The organism is Pseudomonas saudiphocaensis (assembly GCF_000756775.1).
In the GTDB taxonomy this organism is placed as follows: Bacteria; Pseudomonadota; Gammaproteobacteria; order Pseudomonadales; family Pseudomonadaceae; genus Stutzerimonas; species Stutzerimonas saudiphocaensis.
The window spans coordinates 1,143,861-1,164,446 of sequence record NZ_CCSF01000001.1 but is presented as its reverse complement, the minus strand read 5'-3'; the positions used below and the strand labels follow the sequence as shown (position 1 = coordinate 1,164,446).

Annotated in this window: 15 protein-coding genes; 12 read left to right on the top strand and 3 right to left on the bottom strand. The window is 60.7% G+C overall.

The features are described from left to right. Positions 1–139: 139 nt before the first annotated feature. The 4 genes from BN1079_RS05475 (at position 140) to BN1079_RS05460 (ending at position 5,887) form a co-directional block, all read left to right on the top strand. The gene (locus BN1079_RS05475) at positions 140–2,170 is read left to right on the top strand and encodes an NADPH-dependent 2,4-dienoyl-CoA reductase (protein ID WP_037022906.1); all 2,031 of its coding nucleotides are present in this window, start codon (positions 140–142) and stop codon (positions 2,168–2,170) included. A gap of 271 nt (positions 2,171–2,441) precedes the next feature. Continuing rightward, entirely contained in the window at positions 2,442–3,794 is a 1,353-nt protein-coding gene (locus tag BN1079_RS05470; RefSeq protein ID WP_037022905.1) for a chromosome partitioning protein ParA, read from the top strand. A 12-nt stretch (positions 3,795–3,806) separates the two neighbouring features. Then, positions 3,807–4,754 (top strand): 1-aminocyclopropane-1-carboxylate deaminase/D-cysteine desulfhydrase, encoded by a 948-nt coding sequence (locus tag BN1079_RS05465; protein WP_037026633.1) that lies wholly within the window; start codon positions 3,807–3,809, stop codon positions 4,752–4,754. A 23-nt stretch (positions 4,755–4,777) separates the two neighbouring features. Then, positions 4,778–5,887 carry a cyclic nucleotide-binding domain-containing protein gene (locus BN1079_RS05460; protein WP_037022904.1) on the top strand — a complete coding sequence of 370 codons (1,110 nt, stop codon included), beginning with the start codon at positions 4,778–4,780 and terminating at the stop codon, positions 5,885–5,887. A 34-nt stretch (positions 5,888–5,921) separates the two neighbouring features. Here the strand turns inward: BN1079_RS05460 and chrA are convergent, their stop codons facing one another. Both chrA and BN1079_RS05450 read right to left on the bottom strand, forming a co-directional pair. Continuing rightward, positions 5,922–7,133 (bottom strand): chromate efflux transporter, encoded by a 1,212-nt coding sequence (gene chrA / locus BN1079_RS05455; RefSeq protein ID WP_037022903.1) that lies wholly within the window; start codon positions 7,131–7,133, stop codon positions 5,922–5,924. Between the two features lie 116 nt (positions 7,134–7,249). Further along, positions 7,250–8,203: a DUF1853 family protein gene (locus BN1079_RS05450; RefSeq protein ID WP_037022901.1), complete on the bottom strand. Its 954-nt coding sequence runs from the start codon at positions 8,201–8,203 to the stop codon at positions 7,250–7,252. A gap of 245 nt (positions 8,204–8,448) precedes the next feature. On the opposite strand from BN1079_RS05450, the gene BN1079_RS05445 reads away from it, so the two are divergent. From BN1079_RS05445 to BN1079_RS05410, 8 genes are all read left to right on the top strand, one after another. Beyond that, a complete protein-coding gene (locus BN1079_RS05445) occupies positions 8,449–9,336 on the top strand; it encodes an NAD(+) kinase (RefSeq protein WP_037022900.1) in 888 nt (295 codons plus the stop codon). Further along, on the top strand, positions 9,336–10,295 hold the full coding sequence (locus BN1079_RS05440; RefSeq protein WP_037022899.1) for a metallophosphoesterase: 960 nt from the start codon (positions 9,336–9,338) through the stop codon (positions 10,293–10,295). Before BN1079_RS05445 ends, BN1079_RS05440 begins: the two co-directional genes overlap by 1 nt. Further along, the gene (locus tag BN1079_RS05435) at positions 10,296–11,153 is read left to right on the top strand and encodes a rhomboid family intramembrane serine protease (protein WP_037022898.1); all 858 of its coding nucleotides are present in this window, start codon (positions 10,296–10,298) and stop codon (positions 11,151–11,153) included. A gap of 185 nt (positions 11,154–11,338) precedes the next feature. Next, positions 11,339–11,614, top strand: a complete 276-nt coding sequence (locus BN1079_RS05430) for a YeaC family protein (protein ID WP_037022897.1) — start codon at positions 11,339–11,341, stop codon at positions 11,612–11,614. Continuing rightward, positions 11,614–12,447: a DUF2797 domain-containing protein gene (locus BN1079_RS05425; RefSeq protein ID WP_037022895.1), complete on the top strand. Its 834-nt coding sequence runs from the start codon at positions 11,614–11,616 to the stop codon at positions 12,445–12,447. The genes BN1079_RS05430 and BN1079_RS05425 overlap by 1 nt, the downstream gene beginning before the upstream one ends. A 72-nt stretch (positions 12,448–12,519) precedes the next feature. After that, positions 12,520–15,177, top strand: a complete 2,658-nt coding sequence (pepN, locus tag BN1079_RS05420) for an aminopeptidase N (RefSeq protein ID WP_037022893.1) — start codon at positions 12,520–12,522, stop codon at positions 15,175–15,177. 260 nt (positions 15,178–15,437) lie between these two features. After that, positions 15,438–16,493, top strand: a complete 1,056-nt coding sequence (locus BN1079_RS05415) for a WD40/YVTN/BNR-like repeat-containing protein (protein ID WP_074436824.1) — start codon at positions 15,438–15,440, stop codon at positions 16,491–16,493. Next, positions 16,490–18,853 (top strand): efflux RND transporter permease subunit, encoded by a 2,364-nt coding sequence (locus tag BN1079_RS05410; protein WP_037022890.1) that lies wholly within the window; start codon positions 16,490–16,492, stop codon positions 18,851–18,853. The genes BN1079_RS05415 and BN1079_RS05410 overlap by 4 nt, the downstream gene beginning before the upstream one ends. A gap of 260 nt (positions 18,854–19,113) precedes the next feature. Here BN1079_RS05410 and nuoN read toward each other — a convergent pair whose 3' ends face one another. Continuing rightward, positions 19,114–20,583 carry an NADH-quinone oxidoreductase subunit NuoN gene (gene nuoN, locus BN1079_RS05405; RefSeq protein ID WP_037022889.1) on the bottom strand — a complete coding sequence of 490 codons (1,470 nt, stop codon included), beginning with the start codon at positions 20,581–20,583 and terminating at the stop codon, positions 19,114–19,116. Positions 20,584–20,586 lie beyond the last annotated feature (3 nt).

Sequence of the window (20,586 nt, the reverse complement as noted above, 5' to 3'; positions counted from 1 at the left end):
CTTTATTACCAAGCCTCATGCGCAATAGGGTTAGGCAGTTGTCAGTTTCGATCATTGAGCGTGCCTGGCGCTGTGGTTATTGTCACTGCATACCGACCGCGCCCCAGAGAGCCGCGGCAATTGCCATTGAGGAATGAACATGACCGCCTACCCAAACCTGTTGGCTCCATTGGATCTGGGTTTTATCACGTTGCGCAATCGGGTTCTGATGGGCTCGATGCACACCGGGCTCGAGGAGTTGCCTAACGGCTTCGAGCGCATGGCTGCATTTTTTGCCGAGCGCGCTCGTGGCGGGGTCGGCCTGATGGTTACCGGTGGGGTGGGTCCGAACGAGGAAGGCGCGGTGTATGCCGGCGCTGCCAAGTTGAGCACCCCCGAGGAAGCCGAAAAGCACAAGATCGTTACCCAGGCGGTGCATGAGGCAGGCGGCAGGATCTGCATGCAGATACTCCACGCAGGACGCTATGCGTATAGCCCCAAGCAGGTTGCGCCGAGTGCCATCCAGGCGCCGATCAATCCCTTCAAACCGCACGAGCTGGATGAAGAAGGCATCGAGAAGCAGATCAGCGACTTCGTGAACTGCGCTCGCCTTGCCCAGCAGGCCGAGTACGACGGCGTGGAAATCATGGGTTCGGAAGGCTACTTCATCAACCAGTTCCTGGTCACCCATACCAATCAGCGTACCGATCGTTGGGGCGGCAGCTACGAGAACCGCATGCGTCTGCCGCTGGAGATTGTCCGCCGCGTGCGCGAGGCGGTCGGCCCCAACTTCATCATCATCTATCGTTTGTCGATGCTCGACCTGGTGGAGGGCGGCAGCACCTGGGACGAGATCGTCACCCTGGCCAAGGCCATTGAGGCGGCGGGCGCCAGCATCATCAACACCGGCATCGGCTGGCACGAAGCGCGTATTCCGACCATCGCCACCAAGGTGCCGCGCGCAGCTTTCACCAAGGTCACCGCCAAGCTCAAGGGCGAGGTGACGATTCCGCTGGTCACCACAAATCGCATCAATACTCCGGAAGTCGCCGAGCAGGTGCTGGCTGAGGGCGACGCCGATATGGTGTCCATGGCGCGCCCGTTCCTGGCTGACCCGGAATTCGTCAATAAGGCCGCAGCAGGCCGTGCCGACGAAATCAATACCTGTATCGGCTGCAACCAGGCCTGTCTGGATCACACCTTTAGCGGCAAGCTCACCAGCTGCCTGGTCAACCCGCGGGCCTGTCATGAAACCGAACTGAATTACATCCCCGTGGTGGCGGCGAAGAAAATCGCTGTGGTTGGCGCAGGACCGGCTGGTCTGTCTGCTGCCAGTGTCGCTGCCGAGCGTGGTCATCAGGTGACTCTGTTCGAATCGGCCGGCGAGATCGGCGGGCAGTTCAATGTCGCCAAGCGCGTGCCGGGCAAGGAGGAGTTCCATGAGACCCTGCGGTACTTCGCCGGCAAGCTCGAGCGCAGTGGTGTCGAACTGCGCCTGAATACCCGCGTCAGTGCCAGTGATCTGCTAGCTGCCGATTATGACGAGGTCATCCTTGCTACAGGCATCGTGCCGCGCACGCCGGAGATTCCGGGCATCGAACATACGAAGGTCATCGGTTATCTGGATGCGATCCTGCAGCGCAAGCCGGTGGGTCAGCGGGTGGCGGTTATCGGTGCTGGTGGTATCGGTTTTGATGTCAGTGAATTCATCACCCATGACGGGCAGTCCACCAGCCTGGATCGCGAGGCGTTCTGGAAGGAATGGGGCATCGATCTGGGCCTGCAGGCTCGCGGCGGCGTAGCAGGCGTGGCGCCGGTTCCGCATGCTCCGGCGCGGCAGGTGTACCTGTTGCAACGCAAGAAATCCAAGGTCGGCAGCGGCCTGGGCAAGACCACCGGCTGGATTCATCGTACCGGCTTGAAAAACAAGCAGGTGCAGATGCTGAACTCCGTGGAGTACCTGAAGATCGACGATGACGGCCTGCATATTAGCGTTGCTGGCGGTGAGCCACAGGTGTTGCCGGTGGATACCGTCATCATCTGCGCCGGACAGGACCCGCTTCGCGAACTGCAAGCCGAGCTTGAGCAGGGTGGCCTCAAGGTGCATTTGATTGGTGGGGCGGATGTCGCTACGGAGCTGGACGCCAAGCGCGCCATCGATCAGGGCTCGCGTCTGGCTGCAGCCTTGTAAGTTACGGCGAAGATCGGGCAACGGTAACGCTTGCCGGACACATCCCTGTCAGCCTCTTCGAGGCGCTGTTCGCTCTAGCCAGCGCTTTTTGAGAGTGATGGCTTATTGGCATCTGGACTTGATCACACTTTGCGGGTGACGTTTGGCTGACGCAGGCTGCTACCCGGTGGCCTGCCAACCCAGTCACATTGCCGATCAGGCTTTTTCACCTAAACTCTTGGCTCGTGAAATGGCCGCACCTACAGGCCATCCAGCTTTGAGGACGCCGAGCATGCAGATCAAACCGCAGACGGTTGAAGCCGTTCTGTTTTTCAACGATGCCGGTATCTGCAAGGAAATGCTCTACCCAGAATTTGAAGCCTTGCTTGATGGCATGGTGAGCATGCCGGAATTCGCCGACCAGCAGATGCGGGTCGCCTATGTGCTCGTCAGCTCACGCCTGCAGATACGGGCGGCGGTTTTTTTCTATCTGGATTTCAATGAAGACGGCTCGGCGGACGACGGTTGGAACATCCCGCTGCGCAGTTTGGCCGAACGCACCGGTCGCGGACCGGATCTGGGAGCAGGGCCGATTCGCCTGGCCTGCCGTAGCCAGTGCCCGGTGTCCTGGCACCAGATGCATCTGTGGGATCCGGAGCTGTCCCCTGAGCGAAATCATCTGTTCATGTTGCGTGACCGCATCCGCCGCAACCAGCTGGGCCTGTTGGTCGAGGAGGATCTGCCTCCTGTGGTTTCACCCGAACACCTTCAGGTGGTGGCCGAGGAAACCTGGTATGCCAAGGATGCTGCCAAGGCACGGCGGGACGAAAAACTTGAACAGGAGCAGCGCTTCAAGGCTGCTCAGCTGATCAAGCAACAGCGTCTGCGCATCACCAATCTCGAGCGCCAGCGGGAAATTGAGCTGAGCAAGTTGCGCGAGATTGCTGCCAGGCAACAGGCGAGGTTAGAGGAGGAAAACGCCCAGCTGCGTCGCGAGCTGCTTGAGCAGGAACAGACCATCACACGCCTGCGCGCCGAGCTGGCCGCTCAGGTTGAAGACTTCCAGAGCAAGCGCGAGGAAATGAGCCGGCAGCTACGCGAGTTGGAGCACAACAGTCGTGTGGAGGCTGAAGCCGCGCTGGCGCAATTTGACCGCGAGACGAAGATTCAGGTGGCGGCTGCAGTGGCTGAGTATCAGGAGCAGATCTCCATTCGTGATGTGGAGCTGGCCTACCGCAACGACCTCGACCATCAGTTGCAGGAAGAAATCGAAGAACTGCGTAAACAGTGCCAGACGCTTACTGAAAACAGCGGCGAGCGAGTCCTGCGGCGCCTGGCCGAACTTGGCGTACAGTTCGTGGCTTATCATCCCGGCGCCGGCCACCTGACCGTTGCCCCTCAGGATCTGGCCCGCTACCAGCAGGACCCACAGGGTTATGCCGCTGCCAAATGTGGCGTCTCCGATGAGCAGTATCGCCAGTGGGTACAGCACTATCAGCAGCCGAGCTGTGTGGTTGCCTTACCGAGCGGTGAGCGCTGCGACATGCCGCTGGACAAAGTCGATTCTCCCAACCGCTTTGTCATCGGAGTATCCAACTGCTGCGCAAGGCACCGTTCGCAGGATCGCTTGCGCACCGGTAGCTGAACCTTGCCTCACATCCCCTCGCTAGGGCCGGATTTCCCCGACGCACCGCTGCAGCTCGTGGATTTGCCCTGGCTTCACGAAGCAGGCGTTGAACTGGCCATCCTGCGTCTGGACCTGATCGACCCCGAGCTCTCTGGCAACAAGTGGTTCAAGCTGGCTTGTCACTTGGAAGCCGCGCGAGATGCCGGTGCAAAAGGCCTGATCAGCCTTGGCGGGCCACACTCCAATCATCTGCATGCCCTTGCAGCCGCTGGCAGGCGTCTTGGTATGGCTACCGTGGGCCTGCTACGGGGTGCGGAACAAACGACACCGACCATCGAGGATCTACAGGCCTTCGGCATGCAGCTGCATTGGCTGGGTTATGGCGGCTATCGCGCGCGCCATCGGGCTGACTTTTTCGATGACTGGCTGCAGCGTTATGGCGGATATTACTGCGTACCTGAGGGCGGGGGCGGCTTGCCGGGTGCTCTGGGCTGCGTGCCATTGGTGGATCACGTGCGCAGGCAATTGTCGGCTGTAGGTTGGGACGATTATGACGCTTGGTGGCTGGCGGCCGGTACCGGCACGACTCTGGCCGGGCTGGTGATTGGCGAGCAACGGCAGGGCCGACAGCGGCGTGTCTACGGCTCGCTGGCAGGGCCGCCGTCCCATGGCGTGGCTGAGAACGTTGGCAAATTGCTGAGAGAGGCCGAGCTGGTCGACGAAGGCTATCGGCTGGTCGATGGCAGCCGGGGCGGGTTCGGGCGCTTCGACGCGCCACTTGCGCAGTTTATCTGTGATGTCGAGCACATTACCGGGCTGCCATTGGAGCCGGTTTACACAGCAAAGGCCATGATGGCATTGCGCCTTCTTGTGCGGGATGGTTACTTTGCCAGAGGGGCGCGAATCATCTTCGTGCACACCGGAGGTCTGCAGGGCCGGCGGGCCGCCCAGGCGGCGCTGGACAAACTCCTGCATTAGCCAACGCATTGTGGAATCCATGGATGAACACGCCAGTGCAACCGGATCAGCTAGAGCATCTGATCCCTCTCAATACCCTGTCACCGCGACAACTGCTACAGCTGAGCGGTCAGTCCGAGTCACGTCTGCTACTGCCCGGCGAGGTGCTGTTTGACAGCGCCGCAAGCGAAGCCGACACGACCTGCTTTCTACTTTCCGGCGCACTAGAAATGCAGGGGGCTGGAGGTGATCGTTGGGTGATGAGCGCTGGTTCGCCGGAGAACTGCCGGGGCTTTTCGCCCGGAGTTCGAGTCATCCGTGTCGAAGCGATTCAGCCCAGTACGGTGCTGATTGTCGATAGTGCCGAGCTGGAACGCCTGGTGTCACGTAGTCAGGTTTATGCGGACCTGCTGCTGGAATTGGCATTGGCTGGCGATCTGACCGACTGGCTCGAAGTGCTTCTGGAAAATCCGCTGTTCGTCAGGGTACCGGTGATAAACCTGCGGCATATGCTCGACAGGCTCGAGTCCCTGCAACTGCCCGCCGGCCACGTACTGCTACGCGAAGGGGACGTGGGTGATTGCTGCTACTTTCTCAAGCAGGGCCGTATCGAGGTGGTAGCAGGACTGGGTAGCGACCGTCAGGTGGTGGCGGAACTGGAGGAGGGCGCCTGTTTCGGCGAGGAAGCCCTGCTGACCGAGCGGCCGCGTAATGCCACCTTGACGGTGATCGAGGATGCCTGCGTATTACGGCTGGCTCGTGAAGATTTTGTTGCTCTGCTCAAGGCACCGGTGGTAGCGGAACTGGGCCTGCCGGAAGCACAGCAGCTGATTGAAAAAGGCGGGCAGTGGCTGGATGTGCGATTGCTCGATGACTATCAGCGGGGGCATGCGCCTCAGGCGTTGAACATGCCTTTACACTTGTTGCGGCTCAAGGCGCGCCTGTTGAAAAAGGACAGGGTTTATCTGTGCTATTGCGGCAGCGGCAAGCGCAGTGCCAATGCGGTCTTTGTCCTGACGCAGCTGGGTTTCTGCGTGCATGCCTTACGCGGTGGGCTGGAAGCTCTTACTGCAGCGGAGCATGCAGCCCTACTCTGCGAGCATGGCAGTGGTTATCTGGCCCGTTCCGATGGGCGCATCGAGCGTAGTGGCTAAAGCTTGGAGAAAGGGTCGCCAATGAGCTGCTGAGCTAGTTCAACCCCCAGCCGACGAACCCGCCGGCCAGTACCACCAGCCAGGGTGGCAGTTTCCAGACCATCAACGCTGTCAGGGCAACCAGGGCCAGGGCCAAATCCTTGAGATCGTGGATGGCGCTGGTCCATACCGGATCGTAGAGTGCCGCCAACAGCAGGCCGACTACGGCGGCATTCACCCCGGCCAGTGCCGCCTGCATATGCCGGCTGCTGCGTAATCGACCCCAGAACGGCATGACACCAAAGACCAGCAGGAACGATGGCAGGAATATCGCTATCAGGCAGAGGGCGGCGTTCAACAGCGGACCGTAGCCGCCGCTCATGGATCCTCCGAGAAAGGCTGAGAAAGTGAACAGTGGCCCCGGTACGGCCTGGGCTGCGCCATAACCGGCGAGGAACACATCCTTGTCGACCCAGCCGCTGGGTACTACTTCTGCTTGTAACAGCGGCAATATCACGTGGCCGCCACCGAACACCAATGCCCCGGTGCGGTAGAAGGCATCCAGCACGGCCAGCGCCTGGTTATTGGAGGCGGCAGCCAGTAACGGCAGGCCTGCCAGCAGAGCAAAGAACAGCGCCAGAGTGATGATTCCCGGCAGGGGCCGATGCTTTTCCAGCAGGCTCGTGGCCGATGCGGGAGCGCTTGACCGAAACAGCAGCAGCCCGAGAATACCGGCCAGAAAAATGACTCCCAATTGCGCGAGGCTCCCGGGCAGGATGAGCACCATCAAGGCCGCGCCTAGCGCCAGCACAATACGAGACGCGTCTGTGCACAGGCTGCGTGCCATGCCCCATACCGCCTGGGCTACCACCGCCACTGCAACGATCTTCAGCCCGTGCAGTATTCCCTGCGGAAGGTTGCCGCCCCAGCTGGCAATGCCCAGCGCGAACAACAGCAGAATCAGTGCCGAGGGCAGGGTAAAACCGACCCAGGCGGCGATGGAGCCAAGATGACCGCCACGTTGCAAGCCAATGGCAAGCCCTACCTGGCTGCTGGAAGGACCAGGCAGAAACTGGCAGAGCGCGACCAGGTCGGCATAGTGGCGCTCGTCGAGCCACTGGCGGCGGTGGACGAACTCCTCGCGAAAGTAGCCAAGGTGCGCCACCGGGCCGCCGAAGGAGGTCAGGCCCAGGCGCAGAAAGATCAGGAAGATGCTCCAGGCGCTTGATGACTGGGAGCTTTCAGAGGTGCTTGGGGCTTGAGGCATCTGGGGTCCGTGCAGTGACAGGTGCTTGCCAGACGCTCGGAAACTTGCTTTTCGACCGTCTGCTTCTCGCGCGCAATTATGCAGCAGGTACATGGCAGTCGGATGAACGAATCTGGTCAATCAGTTGCAGCAGGCCACTCATCCGGTACCAGAAACACCCGCTCCCGCTCTGACCAGTACCCTTCGGCATCTGGCTCCAGGCGCACCAGCAGCCATGGCTGGGGGCGGGCAGGAGCGCTGCCGACCCAGTTGTCGAAATCCGAAATTTGCCAGACGGCGGCAGTTGGTAGGCGTGCCGGTGCCAGCCAGGCCGAGCGGGCCAGCGGCTGCCAGCGCGCTGGCGCATGGTTCGGCGATGGCTGGCTGTTGTAGGCAGACCAGTCCTGTCTGCGAAGCCAGTGGCCACGCAGATGTTTGGGGTTGGCTCCCGCCGGCGATGCCCCACCATCGCGCCAGGGCTGGAAAAGGTAACCGCCGAGCCAGAAGGCACTGTAAATTTCAGCGCTGGTGAGTTCGCTGAGGATACTCCGGGCAAAAGGGCTGGAGCTCAGTTGCAATTGATGCCCGCAGGTGCGTTGCAGCTTGATGTCCAGTCGGTCATGGCCGCCGGGGCCGAGCCAGTGATCGTGCCGGCTGCGGTCGCCATGCTCCAGGCCAAGGTAAAACTTCACCGCCAGTTCAAGATGATGGACGCCAGCGGCGTCGCGGAAGATCAAATCGAGTTCGCCAAGGGTCTGGCCGTCCTGGCGGATCGGCAGGTTGGCTTTCAACAGGTCTATATCCGGTGCCTGGCTCAGCGCGAACTGCCAGAGGCGTTCGTAATACAGCCCCAGCCGACGATTGCTGCGTTGTTCCAGCCAGGTATCAAGGACTGCCGGTTTGATGTCCAGCAGGCGCAACCAGTCGGCCAGCTCGTCGGGATTGCTGGCCCAGCGACTCGCCGTCAGCGGGTGCCGTTGCGGCGCAGGCGCATCGCTTAGCAGCGGCTGCGATAGCAATGCCCAGGCGAGATCCCGCACCGGCGGATGCTGGAGCTGGGTCAGCAGTAAGTCGAGGCAGGGCAGGTTCATGCAGCAAGCATAGCCCAGGGGGCTGTTTAGGTTTCAGAGTAAGCCGCGTTGTTGCGATAAAGCCCGTAGACCAGACGGAGGAAAGACGCTAACGGGTTGGGCCCGACGGGTCCTCCGACACCCTGTGCGCACTTTCAGCAGACTCCAAGGTCCGTTTGCCGCCCCCTCGGCCTTTCACCCATAATCATCCGCCTGCAGTGCGGCGCAAGCAGCCCGCCATTACCGTTACGTCTCAGGGAACCTCAATGGACCAGTTCCGCAATATCGGCATCATCGGCCGCCTGGGCAGCTCCCAGGTGCTGGATACCATTCGCCGCCTGAAGAGATTTCTCGTGGAGCGCCACCTGCACGTGATTCTCGAAGAGAACATTGCCGAGGTGCTGCCTGGGCACGGCATGCAGGTCGCCTCACGTCACCGCCTGGGCGAATGCTGCGATCTGGTGATCGTGGTAGGTGGCGATGGCAGCCTGCTCGGTGCAGCACGGGCCATGGCCAAACACCGTGTGCCGGTACTGGGCATCAACCGGGGCAGCCTGGGCTTTCTCACCGATATCCGCCCTGACGAGCTGGAAGAGAAAGTGGCGGAAGTGCTCAGCGGACAGTACACGCTGGAGAATCGCTTTCTGCTCGAGGCCCAGGTACGGCGCTTAGAGGAGTCCATTGGCGAGGGTGACGCGCTCAACGACGTAGTGCTGCATCCGGGCAAGTCCACACGGATGATCGAGTTCGAGCTATACATCGATGGCCAGTTCGTCTGTTCGCAGAAGGCCGACGGCCTGATCGTGGCCACGCCCACTGGCTCCACGGCCTACGCGCTGTCCGCTGGCGGGCCGATCATGCATCCGCGCCTGGACGCCATCGTCATCGTGCCGATGTACCCGCATACGCTGTCCAGCCGGCCCATCGTGGTGGATGGCAACAGCGAACTGAAGATCGTGGTATCGCCGAACATGCAGATCTACCCGCAGGTTTCGTGCGATGGCCAGAATCATTTCACTTGTGCCCCCGGCGACACCGTTACGGTACGCAAGAAGCCGCAGAAGCTGCATCTGATCCATCCGTTGGGTCACAACTACTACGAGGTCTGCCGCACCAAGCTGGGCTGGGGCAGTCGCCTCGGTGGAGGCGAATAGTGATTGTCGATCCGGACCGTAGCTACGACCTTATCGGGGACGTACACGGTTGCGCCCGTACCCTGGCCCGTCTGCTTGATCAGCTGGGCTATCGGCAACAGGGCGGCGTCTGGCGGCACAAGCGCCGGCAGGTAATCTTTCTCGGCGACATCATCGACCGCGGGCCGCGCATCCGCGAGGCGCTGCATATGGTGCATGACATGGTCGATGCAGGGCAGGCCCACTGCATCATGGGCAACCATGAATTCAATGCGCTGGGCTGGTATGCCGAAGCACCGCCGGAAAGCGGCAAAACCTATGTGCGCGAGCACACACCGCGCTACGCCACGCTGTTGCAGGAGACTTTCCGCCAATTTGAGCGCTATCCGGAGGAATGGCGGGCGTTTCGCGAGTGGTTCATGGAGTTGCCGCTGTACCTGCACAATGAGCGCTTTCGCGTAGTGCATGCCTGCTGGGACAGCGCAGTGATCGAGCAACTGAACCAGCGTCTGCCGGACGGTCGCTTGGATGCCCGGTTCCTGCGCGAAGCAGCATTTCCCCAAGGGTTCGCCGCCAAGGCACTGGACCGCCTGCTGCGTGGCACCGACATGCCGCTTCCGGATGGCCTGACGTTGGTCAGCGAAGAGGGCTTTACACGCAATTTCTTCCGTACCAAATTCTGGGAAGAGAACCCCAGGACCTACGGCGATATCGTCTTCCAGCCCGACGCTCTGCCGGAGCAGGCGGCCTGTCTGCCGCTTAGCGAGAGTCAGAAGAGTCGCCTGTTCCTTTATGGCCCCGATGAGCCGCTGTTGTTCGTCGGTCACTATTGGCGCAGCGGACGCCCGGCGCCGATCCGTCATAACCTGGCTTGCCTGGACTACAGCGCGGTGAAGAACGACAAGCTGGTGGCTTATCGGCTCGACCAGGAAACCCTGCTGGATCCGGCGAAATTTTTCTGGGTAGATGTGGAGCGCTAGATGATCGTGGTCGAGGCCTTGCGCCTGCCGTTGTCGGTTGATTTGAGCGGTTTTGTTGCCTTGCTGCAGCGATTGCAGGTGCCTTGCCGGGTCAGTGAAGAAGCGGGCGAGCAGGTCTTGCGGGTACCGGAGCAGGCAGCCGAGCAGGTGCGCGAGCTCTACCAGCGCTATCCCCAGGGCGACCAGTCAGTGGTGCTGGAGCAAGCGCCAAGTTCCCGCACAGGCTTTATGGCGACGCTCAAACGCAGCCCGCTGACCGCCACGATGCTGCTGCTCACGCTGGTGATGGCAGCTGTCACGCTACTGGGTGACAACTTCGCCGCCATCCGCTGGCTCAATTTCAGCGATTTTCACATCGAGGGCGAATACGCCTATTTCGCCACGCTGGAACAGACCCTGGCGAGCAATCAGTGGTGGCGGCTGATCACGCCGATTTTCGTTCACTTCGGCTTTCTGCATCTGGCGATGAACTCCATGTGGTACTGGGAGCTGGGACGGCGCATCGAGGCGCGCCAGGGTGCGCTGATGCTGCTCGGGTTGACACTGGTCTTCGCGCTGGTGTCCAACGCCAGCCAATATGTCTTTGGTGGCCCCGGCATTTTTGGTGGCTTGTCCGGTGTGCTTTACGGGCTGTTGGGGCACTGCTGGTTGTTCCAGAAACTGGCCCCGAATGAGGCCTATCGCCTGCCATCAGGAGTGGTGGTGCTGATGCTAATCTGGCTGGTGGTGTGCCTGACTGGTGCCATCGAAGTGCTTAGCTTCGGTACCCTGGCCATCGCCAATGCGGCCCACGTTGGCGGGCTGGTGGTGGGATGCGTCACTGGTGTGGCGGGTGGATTGCTGGCGCGCAAGCGCTAGCAGGTCGTTGAAAACCACCTGCACTGGCAATGCGTGGTTAACAGTCTCAAAAGTCGCTTGCGGCTAACGCGTTTTTCAGCGCGGCCCGAAGCTTGCCAGGGCGGTGTTGGCATCTCGTGTACGGCGGGCTTCCAGCTTCCATTGCCCAGTTCCGCTAGAATGGGCATTTTTCACGGGAGCAGGCCATGTCGTCCTTTATCGAAGCCATCGAAAACATCACCCCCGAAATCTACGAAAACCTCAAGCAGGCCGTAGAGCTCGGCAAGTGGGGCGATGGTCGCAAGCTGACCGTCGAGCAGAAAGAAACTTGCCTGGCGGCGATGATCGCCTGGGAAATGCAGAACCTCCCCGAGGAGCAGCGTACCGGCTACTTGGGTGGCCAGGAGTGCGGCTCCAAAAGCAAGAACTCGGCGCCCATTGATACCAGCCTGTTCGCTCCCGCTTCCGGGACCCGTCACTGATGCTGGAATTAGGACGCGGTGCGCTGAGCAAGATGTCCGTGCAGCTCGGTGAGCCGGCGCAGTACTCCTTTCGCCTGAATGAGGAGCAGGTCCCGGTCAATCCACTGATCGGCAAGACCCTGCGGCTCGAATATCTGGGCGCGATCAACTGCACCCATTGCGGGCGCAAGACCAACAAGAGCTTCAGCCAGGGTTATTGCTACCCGTGCTTCAAGAAGCTGCCGCAGTGCGACATTTGCATCATGAGCCCGGAGAAGTGCCACCACGATTCCGGCACCTGCCGCGATCCTCAGTGGGGCACTGAGTTCTGCATGACCGACCATGTGGTCTACTTGGCTAACTCCTCCGGCATCAAAGTGGGCATCACCCGCGCTACGCAGTTGCCGACGCGCTGGCTTGATCAGGGCGCCAGTCAGGCCTTGCCTATCATGCGTGTCGCCACGCGCCAGCAGTCAGGCCTGGTGGAAGACCTGCTGCGCAGCCAGGTGACCGACCGTACCAACTGGCGCGCGCTGCTCAAGGGCGATGCCGAGGCGATGGACCTGGTCCAGACCCGCGAACAGATTTTCGATGCCTGCGCCGAAGGCCTGCAGGCCTTGCAGCAGCGCTTCGGTCTGCAGGCAGTACAGCCGATTGCGGATGCCGAAGTGCTGGAGATTCGTTATCCGGTGGAGGCTTATCCGACCAAGATCGTCAGCCTCGATCTGGAAAAGACCCCCGTAGTAGAGGGCACACTGAAGGGCATCAAGGGTCAATATCTGATCCTCGATACGGGGGTGATCAATATTCGCAAGTTCACTGCGTATCAACTCTCCATCAGTTGCATGCCCTAAGCTTCAAGCCGACGTCATTCTTCCCGCAGCTGAAGCCCGTCGCTTGCAGCTGCCACAAAGAGGCCAGTTCCCATGCGTACCGAACAACCGAAAGTCATTCATCTCAAGGATTATCAGGTGCCGGCGTACCTGATCGATGAAACCCACCTGACCTTCGAACTGTACGAAGACCGCACTTTGGTTCACGCCCAGTTGGTGATGCGCCGCAACCCTGAAGCCGGCGCCGGCCTGCCGCCGCTGGAATTGCATGGGCAGGATCTGGAGCTGGTGTCGCTGGCGCTCAATGACCGTCAGCTGGCCGCCGGCGACTACCAGCTCGGCGAAGAGTCCCTGACGCTGCAACCCGACAGCGAGCGCTTCACTCTGGACAGCAGCGTGGTCATCCACCCGGAAACCAACACCGCTCTGGAAGGCCTCTACAAGTCCGGCAAGATGTTCTGCACCCAGTGCGAGGCCGAGGGCTTTCGCAAGATCACCTGGTACCTCGACCGTCCGGATGTGATGAGCACCTTCACCACCACGGTCAGCGCCGAGAAGCAGCGCTATCCGATCCTGTTGTCCAACGGCAACCCGATTGCCAGCGGCAGCGAAGACGATGGGCGGCATTGGGTGACCTGGGAAGACCCGTTCCGCAAGCCTGCCTATCTCTTTGCGCTGGTGGCCGGCGACCTATGGTGCGTCGAGGACAGCTTCACCACCATGAGTGGCCGTGAAGTCGCGCTGCGGATCTACGTCGAGCCGGAAAATCTCGACAAGTGTCAGCACGCCATGGATAGCCTGAAACGGTCGATGAAGTGGGACGAAGAGGCCTATGGCCGCGAGTACGATCTGGATATCTTCATGATCGTCGCAGTCAATGACTTCAACATGGGCGCGATGGAGAACAAAGGTCTCAATATCTTCAACTCCAGCGCCGTATTGGCCCATGCTGAAACCGCCACCGATGCCGCTCATCAGCGCGTTGAGGCCATTGTTGCCCACGAGTATTTCCACAACTGGTCGGGTAACCGCGTGACCTGTCGCGACTGGTTCCAGCTGTCGCTCAAGGAGGGCTTCACCGTCCTGCGCGACGCACAGTTCAGCGCCGATATGAACTCGGCGACCGTCAAGCGCATCGAGGACGTGGCTTATCTGCGCACCCACCAGTTCGCTGAAGATGCCGGCCCCATGGCCCACTCGGTGCGCCCCGAGTCCTACATGGAAATCTCCAACTTCTACACCCTGACCGTCTACGAGAAGGGCGCCGAAGTGGTGCGGATGATTCAGACGCTGTTGGGCAAGGAGGGCTTCCGCAAGGGCAGCGATCTGTACTTCGAACGTCATGATGGCCAGGCCGTCACGGTGGATGACTTCGTCAAGGCCATGGAAGACGCCAACGACGCTGATCTTGGCCAGTTCAAACGTTGGTACAGCCAGGCCGGTACACCACGGCTGGCGGTCAGTGAGCGTTATGACGAGGCCGCGCGCACCTACACCCTGACGTTCCGCCAGAGCTGCCCGCCGACACCCGGCCAGAACAGCAAGGAGCCCTTCGTCATTCCGGTGGAGCTGGGTCTACTGGCTGCGGACGGCCGCGAGCTGCCGCTGCGCCTGCACGGCGAGGCTGCGCCGGTTGGCACCAGCCGCGTGTTGGCAGTGACCGAGGCCGAGCAGAGCTTTACTTTCGTCGAGCTCGACGAGCGTCCGTTGCCTTCGCTGCTGCGCGGCTTCTCCGCACCGGTGAAGCTCGAGTTCCCGTACAGCCGCGATCAGCTGATGTTTCTCATGCAGCATGACTCCGATGGCTTCAATCGCTGGGAGGCCGGCCAACAGCTCTCCGTGCAGGTGTTGCTGGAGCTGATCGGTCAGCAACAGCGTGGCGAGCCGCTGGCAATGGATGAGCGCCTGACCATGGCGCTGCGCAGCCTGCTGCAGGACGAAACCCTCGACCCGGCGATGGTCGCTGAAATGCTCTCGCTGCCCAGTGAGTTGTACCTGACCGAAATCAGCGAAGTAGCCGATGTCGATGCCATTCATGCCGCCCGTGAGTTCGCCCGGCGTGAGCTGGCCAGCCGTCTATTCGAGCCGCTTTACCAGCGCTACATGACCCATCGTGAAGTGTCCCGGCAGACCCCTTATGTGGCATCGGCAGAGCATTTCGCCCGTCGCGCGCTGCAGAACATTGCGCTTGCCTATCTGATGCTCAGCGAGCGTTCGGACATCCTGGCGCTGTGTCTGGATCAGTTCGATACCGCTGACAACATGACCGAACGCCTGTCGGCACTGGCCTCGCTGATCAATTCACCGTTCGAGGACAAGCGTGCACTGGCGCTGCAGTCGTTCGCCGAGCAGTTCAGCGACAATCCGCTGGTGATGGACCAGTGGTTCAGCGTACAGGCGGCCAGCCCGCTGTCCGGCGGCCTGGAGCGAGTGCAGACGCTGATGCAGCATCCGGCCTTCACTCTGAAGAACCCCAACAAGGTACGCGCGCTGATTGGGGCCTTCGCCGGCCAGAATCTGGTCAACTTCCACCGCGCAGACGGCGCCGGCTATCGCTTCCTGGCCGATCAGGTCATCGCACTCAACGCCATGAACCCGCAGATCGCCTCTCGGCTGCTGGGACCGTTGACCCGCTGGCGCAAGTACGACAGCGGCCGCCAGGCGCTGATGAAGGCCGAGCTGGAGCGCATCCTGGCCTCCGGTGAGTTGTCCAGCGATGTTTATGAAGTGGTAAGCAAGAGCCTCGCCTGAGTCTCTAACGGGCGTCCCGGAGCTGCCTGGTCTCCGGGTCCAGGTGTTCGATCCAGTGTGGTAATCAAGGCTGATCACAGGACTGTGATCAGCCTTCTGGAGTTAACAAAACATAACGTCCCTCGGATTGTAAGTGCTTTCCAAAGCTGGCTAGGATGGCCGCGCCCGTCATCATATTCGGGCCCTTGCTAATAAGAACAAAGGGGATAGTTATGAGTGAGCCCGTCCTCCGGCGCGGCCAAACCGGGCCTGTGCCCGTCATGTCCTGGAGACCGAAGCGCAACCGCGTCTCGCCTTTTATCCGTGTGCTGTCCCTGTTTAGTCTGCTCGCCGTGCTACAAGGCGGTGTTGCGCTCCAGGCGCAGGCTAACGATCCCCAGATTCGCTATTCCATCGAGTCCCGCAAAGCGGCTTCCAGTCTGCTTCTCGACATAACTCATGCAGGGTCACGCCTGGTAGCGGCGGGAGATCGAGGCCACATTCTCTACTCCGATGACGAGGGCGCCAGCTGGGTTCAAGCGAAGGTGCCGACCCGGCAGCTGCTGACCGCCGTCTACTTCACTGATTCCAAGCATGGCTGGGCTGTCGGCCACGATGCGCTGATTCTCGCGACCACCGATGGTGGAGAAACCTGGGTGCGCCAGTACGAGGATCGCGAATTGGAAGTGCCTCTGCTGGATGTCTGGTTCGAGAATGCCGAGCATGGGCTTGCGGTTGGTGCTTACGGGTTGCTGCTGGAAACCCATGACGGCGGCCAAAGCTGGGATGACATCGCGGACCGGCTGGACAATGAAGATACCTATCACCTGAACGCAATCACCGCGATCAAAGACTCCGGCCTGTTCATCGTCGGGGAAATGGGAGGCATGTTCCGCTCTGCAGACATGGGGCAGAGCTGGGAGCGAGTCGAGTCGCCTTATCAGGGTTCGCTGTTCGGTGTAATCAGCGGCAATGAGGCGGGGCTTGTCGTTGCCTTCGGACTGCGCGGGCATCTGTTCCGTTCGACCGACTTCGGCGACAGCTGGGAAACGATTGTGCTGGGAAGCAGCGATAACCCGCTGGAAGCCGGACTGGCCGACGGTAATCTGCTCGATGATGGCCGCATGGTGATTGTCGGCCACGGCGGCGTGGTGTTGAGCAGCGAGAATCATGGGCGCTCCTTCCAAATCTACAGCCGCCCTGATCGTCGCTCTCTGTCTGGAGTGGTAGCCAACGCGCACGGCAATCTGCTCCTGGTGGGGCAGAGTGGCGTGGTCACTGCTTCGTCCTCGGGCGCAAATCTGTCCAATGAAAATAATAAGCCGGAGCAGCCATGACCCAGCACCAACAGAAGCCGGCGTCCGTATTGGAGCGTCTGGTATTCAACAATCGGCCGGCGGTGATCCTGATCTGCCTGTTGATCAGCGTATTTCTGTTTTACCAGGCTGCCCAGGTACGGCCTTCGACCAGCTTCGAGAAGATGATTCCGCTGGGGCATTCTTATATTCAGAACATGCTCGCGCACCGCGATGACCTCGCCAACCTCGGGAATACGGTGCGGATATCCGTTGCCGCCAAGGACGGCGATATCTTCTCGCAGGAGTATATGGAAACGCTTCGCCAGATCCATGACGAAGTGTTTTACATCCAGGGTGTCGACCGCTCGAACATGAAGTCACTGTGGAGCCCCAGCGTTCGCTGGACCGAGGTGACAGAACAGGGCTTCGCCGGGGGTGAGGTAATCCCCCAGACCTATGACGGATCGGGCGAGAGCCTCGAGGAGCTGCGTAACAACGTGCTCAAGTCGGGGCAAGTCGGTCGGCTGGTGGCCAACAACTTCAAGTCGAGCATCATTGATGTACCGTTGATGGAGTCCTACTCGGACCCCGAGGATCGCAGCAAGCAGATCACGCTCGACTATCAGAAGTTCTCCCACGAGCTGGAAGAGAAAATCCGCGACAAGTACGAAGCGCAGAATCCCAACGTGGAAATCCACATCATCGGCTTCGCCAAGAAGGTGGGCGATCTGATTGATGGGCTGGTGGGCGTCGCGCTGTTCTTCTTCGTCGCGATCGGCATCACGCTGGTGCTGTTGCTGTGGTTCACCCGTTGCCTGAAGAGTACCGTGGCGGTGGTGGTAACGACGCTGATCGCCGTTGCATGGCAGCTTGGCCTGCTGCATACCCTGGGTTTCGGCCTGGACCCCTATTCGATGCTGGTGCCGTTCCTGGTCTTTGCCATCGGCATTTCCCACGGCGTGCAGAAAATCAACGGTATCGCCATGGCATCGGGCGAAACCGATGACCCCCTGATCGCGGCGCGCCTGGCGTTCCGCCAATTGTTCGTACCCGGCATGGTGGCACTGGCTTCCGATGCCGTGGGTTTCGTGACGTTGCTGCTGATCGATATCGGTGTGATCCGCGAGCTGGCTATCGGCGCCTCTCTGGGCGTGGCAGTGATCATCCTGACCAACCTGATTCTGCTTCCGGTGGCAATTTCCTATCTGGGCATCAGCCAGCGCTCGGTCAAGCACGCGCGCGAGGAAGCTTCCCGCGAGCATCCGTTCTGGCGCCTGCTCTCCCATTTCGCGAACCCGGTGGTCGCGCCGATCTCCATCGTGATCGCATTGATTGCGGTGGGTGGTGGGCTCTGGTACGGCCAGAATCTGAAAATTGGTGACCTCGATCAGGGTGCTCCTGAACTGCGTCCCGATTCGCGCTATAACCAGGACAACGATTTCGTCATCAACAACTATTCGACCAGCTCCGATGTGCTGGTGATCATGGTCAAGACCGCCCCCGAAGGCTGTGCCCATTACGACACTCTCGCAGCCATGGACGAGCTGATGTGGAAGATGGAGAACACCGCAGGTGTGCAGTCGGCGGTATCGATGGTGACTGTCGCCCGCCAGAGCATCAAAGGCATGAACGAAGGCAGCCTGAAATGGGAGACGCTGTCGCGCAACCAGTTCGTGCTCAACAACTCCATCGCGCGTGCCGAAGGCATGTACAACAGCGATTGCTCGCTGGCGCCGGTGCTGGTGTTCCTCAACGACCATAAAGCAGAAACTCTGGAACACGTGGTCGCAGCTGCCAGCGAATTTGCCGAGGCGAATAACCGCGAAGGGCTGGAATTCGTCCTGGCTGCCGGCAACGCCGGTATCGAGGCGGCCACCAACGAGGTCATCGCGTCATCGGAAACCACGATGCTGATTGCCGTTTATGCGGCGGTGAGCTTCATGTGCCTGCTGACCTTCCGGTCGGTTGCGGCCACACTCTGCATCATCCTGCCGTTGGTGCTGACATCCATTCTGGGCAATGCGTTGATGGCCTATATGGGGATTGGGGTGAAGGTGGCGACTTTGCCGGTGATCGCGCTGGGTGTAGGGATTGGCGTGGACTACGGCATCTATATCTACAGCCGCCTCGAAACCTATCTGCGTCAGGGCATGACGTTGCAGGAAGCCTATTACCAGACACTGAAATCGACCGGCAAGGCTGTCATGTTCACGGGCGTGTGCCTGGCGATCGGCGTCTTCACCTGGGTCTTCTCGGCGATCAAGTTCCAGGCTGACATGGGCCTGATGCTGACGTTCATGTTCCTTTGGAACATGGTGGGGGCAATCTGGTTGTTGCCGGCCCTGGCCCGCTTCCTGATCAAGCCGCAGAAGCTGGTAAGCGTGACCGCACCGGCGTAATCGGCTCTTAGCCGTTTGGGTCAAAAAGCCCGCATCGAATGATGCGGGCTTTTTTGTGCCGCAGCGAAGACGACGGATTGTTCGTGGGTTTCGGCGTGGCCGAGACTGTGTTTGACAAGCAGGGAAGAATTGTTCTCTTAGGTCCGTGGCCAGTTGCTTCGCGACACGGCGATCAAGCGTCATCAACCCATGGCTGGGCGTGTGTGATAGCGAAAGCAAAATGCCCCGACATGCGGGGCGTTCTGTTTGCTGGCGTTGGCTCAGCTTGCGGCAAGTCCCGCCTGTAGCACCATCTCCAACAGCGGCTGCGGATAAACGCCGAGCAGAAACACCAGCACAGCGACACCCAGCAGCATGATTCCTCCGGCATGTTGTCCCCAGTTCAACGGCGCATCATGGCGGCGCAGGCCCGGTTCCAGCAGGTACAGGGTGACCATCACCCGCAGGTAGTAGTACAGGCCGATGGCGCTACCAATGATCAGCGCGCCCAATAGCCACCACAGCTGCGACTGCACGCCCGAGGCAATCACATAGAACTTGCCGATAAAGCCTGCCGTCAGCGGAATGCCGGCCAGTGACAGCATCATCACCGTCATCACCGCGGTGAGGTAGGGCCGGCGCCAGAACAGGCCGCGATACTCGTATAGCGCATCGGCATCGCGTTCCTTGTAGGGGCTGGACATCAGGGTGATGACGCCGAAGGCACCCAGGCTGGTCAGCACGTAGGCCACCAGGTAGACCCCAATGGCCTCGACTGCCAGGCCATCGCTGGCGATCAGTGCCACCAGCAGATAGCCAAAGTGGGCGATGGACGAGTAACCCAGCAGGCGCTTGAGGTTGCTCTGGCTCAGCGCCAGCAGGTTGCCGACAAGGATCGAGACAATGGCGATCAGGCTCAGGGCTGCTTCCAGCCAGCCGCCAGCGGTTGCCGGGGAAAGCTGATAAAGCCGCAGCAGCACCACGAACACCGCGACCTTGCTGGCGGTAGCGAGCCAGGCGGCAACGGGAGCAGGCGCGCCTTCATAGACGTCCGGCGTCCACAGGTGAAACGGCACAAGCGACAGTTTGAAGGCCAGGCCGACCAGCATCATGCCGATACCGGCCTGCACCAGCGGTGAGGACCCCTGGCTGGCCAGGCTGGTGCCGATTTCGCTGAACAGCAGGCTGCCGGACTCGGCATAGAGCAGCGCCATGCCGAACAGCAGAAAGGCACTACCGGCGGCAGAGAGCACCAGGTACTTGATGCCGGCTTCCAAAGAGCGCTTGTTGGAGAAGGCATAGGCCACCAGCGCGTAGACCGGCAGCGAGAGCAGTTCCAGACCGATAAACAGACTGGCCAGGTGCTGCGCACTGACCAGCACCAGGCCGCCAGCGGCCGAAAGCAGCATCAACAGGTACAGCTCTTCGCGGTTGCCGGGATAGCCCTTGCCGGATGAGCTTTCGCCGAGATAGGCGTGGGCCAGAGTCACGCAAGCCAGGGTCGCCACCAGAATCAGCGCGCTATAGAGGTAGGCAAAGTCGTCCAGCCGCAGTTGCGAGGTGAACTCCAGCCCCCCCGATTGCTGCGCCACCGGAATCGACAGCAGCGCCAGGGCTACGCCGACGGCACTGAGGATAAAGCTCTGCTCATGGTTGCGCCGCCAGGCCAGCGCCAGCATCACCACGACGATGGTGGTGCTGATGATCAGCAACGGCAGCAGGGCGATGAAATGTTGTTGAGTGAATTCCATGGT

Coding starts and splice junctions, on each gene's coding strand:
- BN1079_RS05475 (WP_037022906.1), top strand. CDS start 140: ATGACCGCCTACCCAAACCTGTTGGCTCCATTGGATCTGGGTTTTATC.
- BN1079_RS05470 (WP_037022905.1), top strand. CDS start 2,442: ATGCAGATCAAACCGCAGACGGTTGAAGCCGTTCTGTTTTTCAACGAT.
- BN1079_RS05460 (WP_037022904.1), top strand. CDS start 4,778: ATGAACACGCCAGTGCAACCGGATCAGCTAGAGCATCTGATCCCTCTC.
- chrA (WP_037022903.1), bottom strand. CDS start 7,133: ATGCCTCAAGCCCCAAGCACCTCTGAAAGCTCCCAGTCATCAAGCGCC.
- BN1079_RS05450 (WP_037022901.1), bottom strand. CDS start 8,203: ATGAACCTGCCCTGCCTCGACTTACTGCTGACCCAGCTCCAGCATCCG.
- BN1079_RS05445 (WP_037022900.1), top strand. CDS start 8,449: ATGGACCAGTTCCGCAATATCGGCATCATCGGCCGCCTGGGCAGCTCC.
- BN1079_RS05435 (WP_037022898.1), top strand. CDS start 10,296: ATGATCGTGGTCGAGGCCTTGCGCCTGCCGTTGTCGGTTGATTTGAGC.
- BN1079_RS05430 (WP_037022897.1), top strand. CDS start 11,339: ATGTCGTCCTTTATCGAAGCCATCGAAAACATCACCCCCGAAATCTAC.
- BN1079_RS05425 (WP_037022895.1), top strand. CDS start 11,614: ATGCTGGAATTAGGACGCGGTGCGCTGAGCAAGATGTCCGTGCAGCTC.
- pepN (WP_037022893.1), top strand. CDS start 12,520: ATGCGTACCGAACAACCGAAAGTCATTCATCTCAAGGATTATCAGGTG.
- BN1079_RS05415 (WP_074436824.1), top strand. CDS start 15,438: ATGTCCTGGAGACCGAAGCGCAACCGCGTCTCGCCTTTTATCCGTGTG.
- BN1079_RS05410 (WP_037022890.1), top strand. CDS start 16,490: ATGACCCAGCACCAACAGAAGCCGGCGTCCGTATTGGAGCGTCTGGTA.
- nuoN (WP_037022889.1), bottom strand. CDS start 20,583: ATGGAATTCACTCAACAACATTTCATCGCCCTGCTGCCGTTGCTGATC.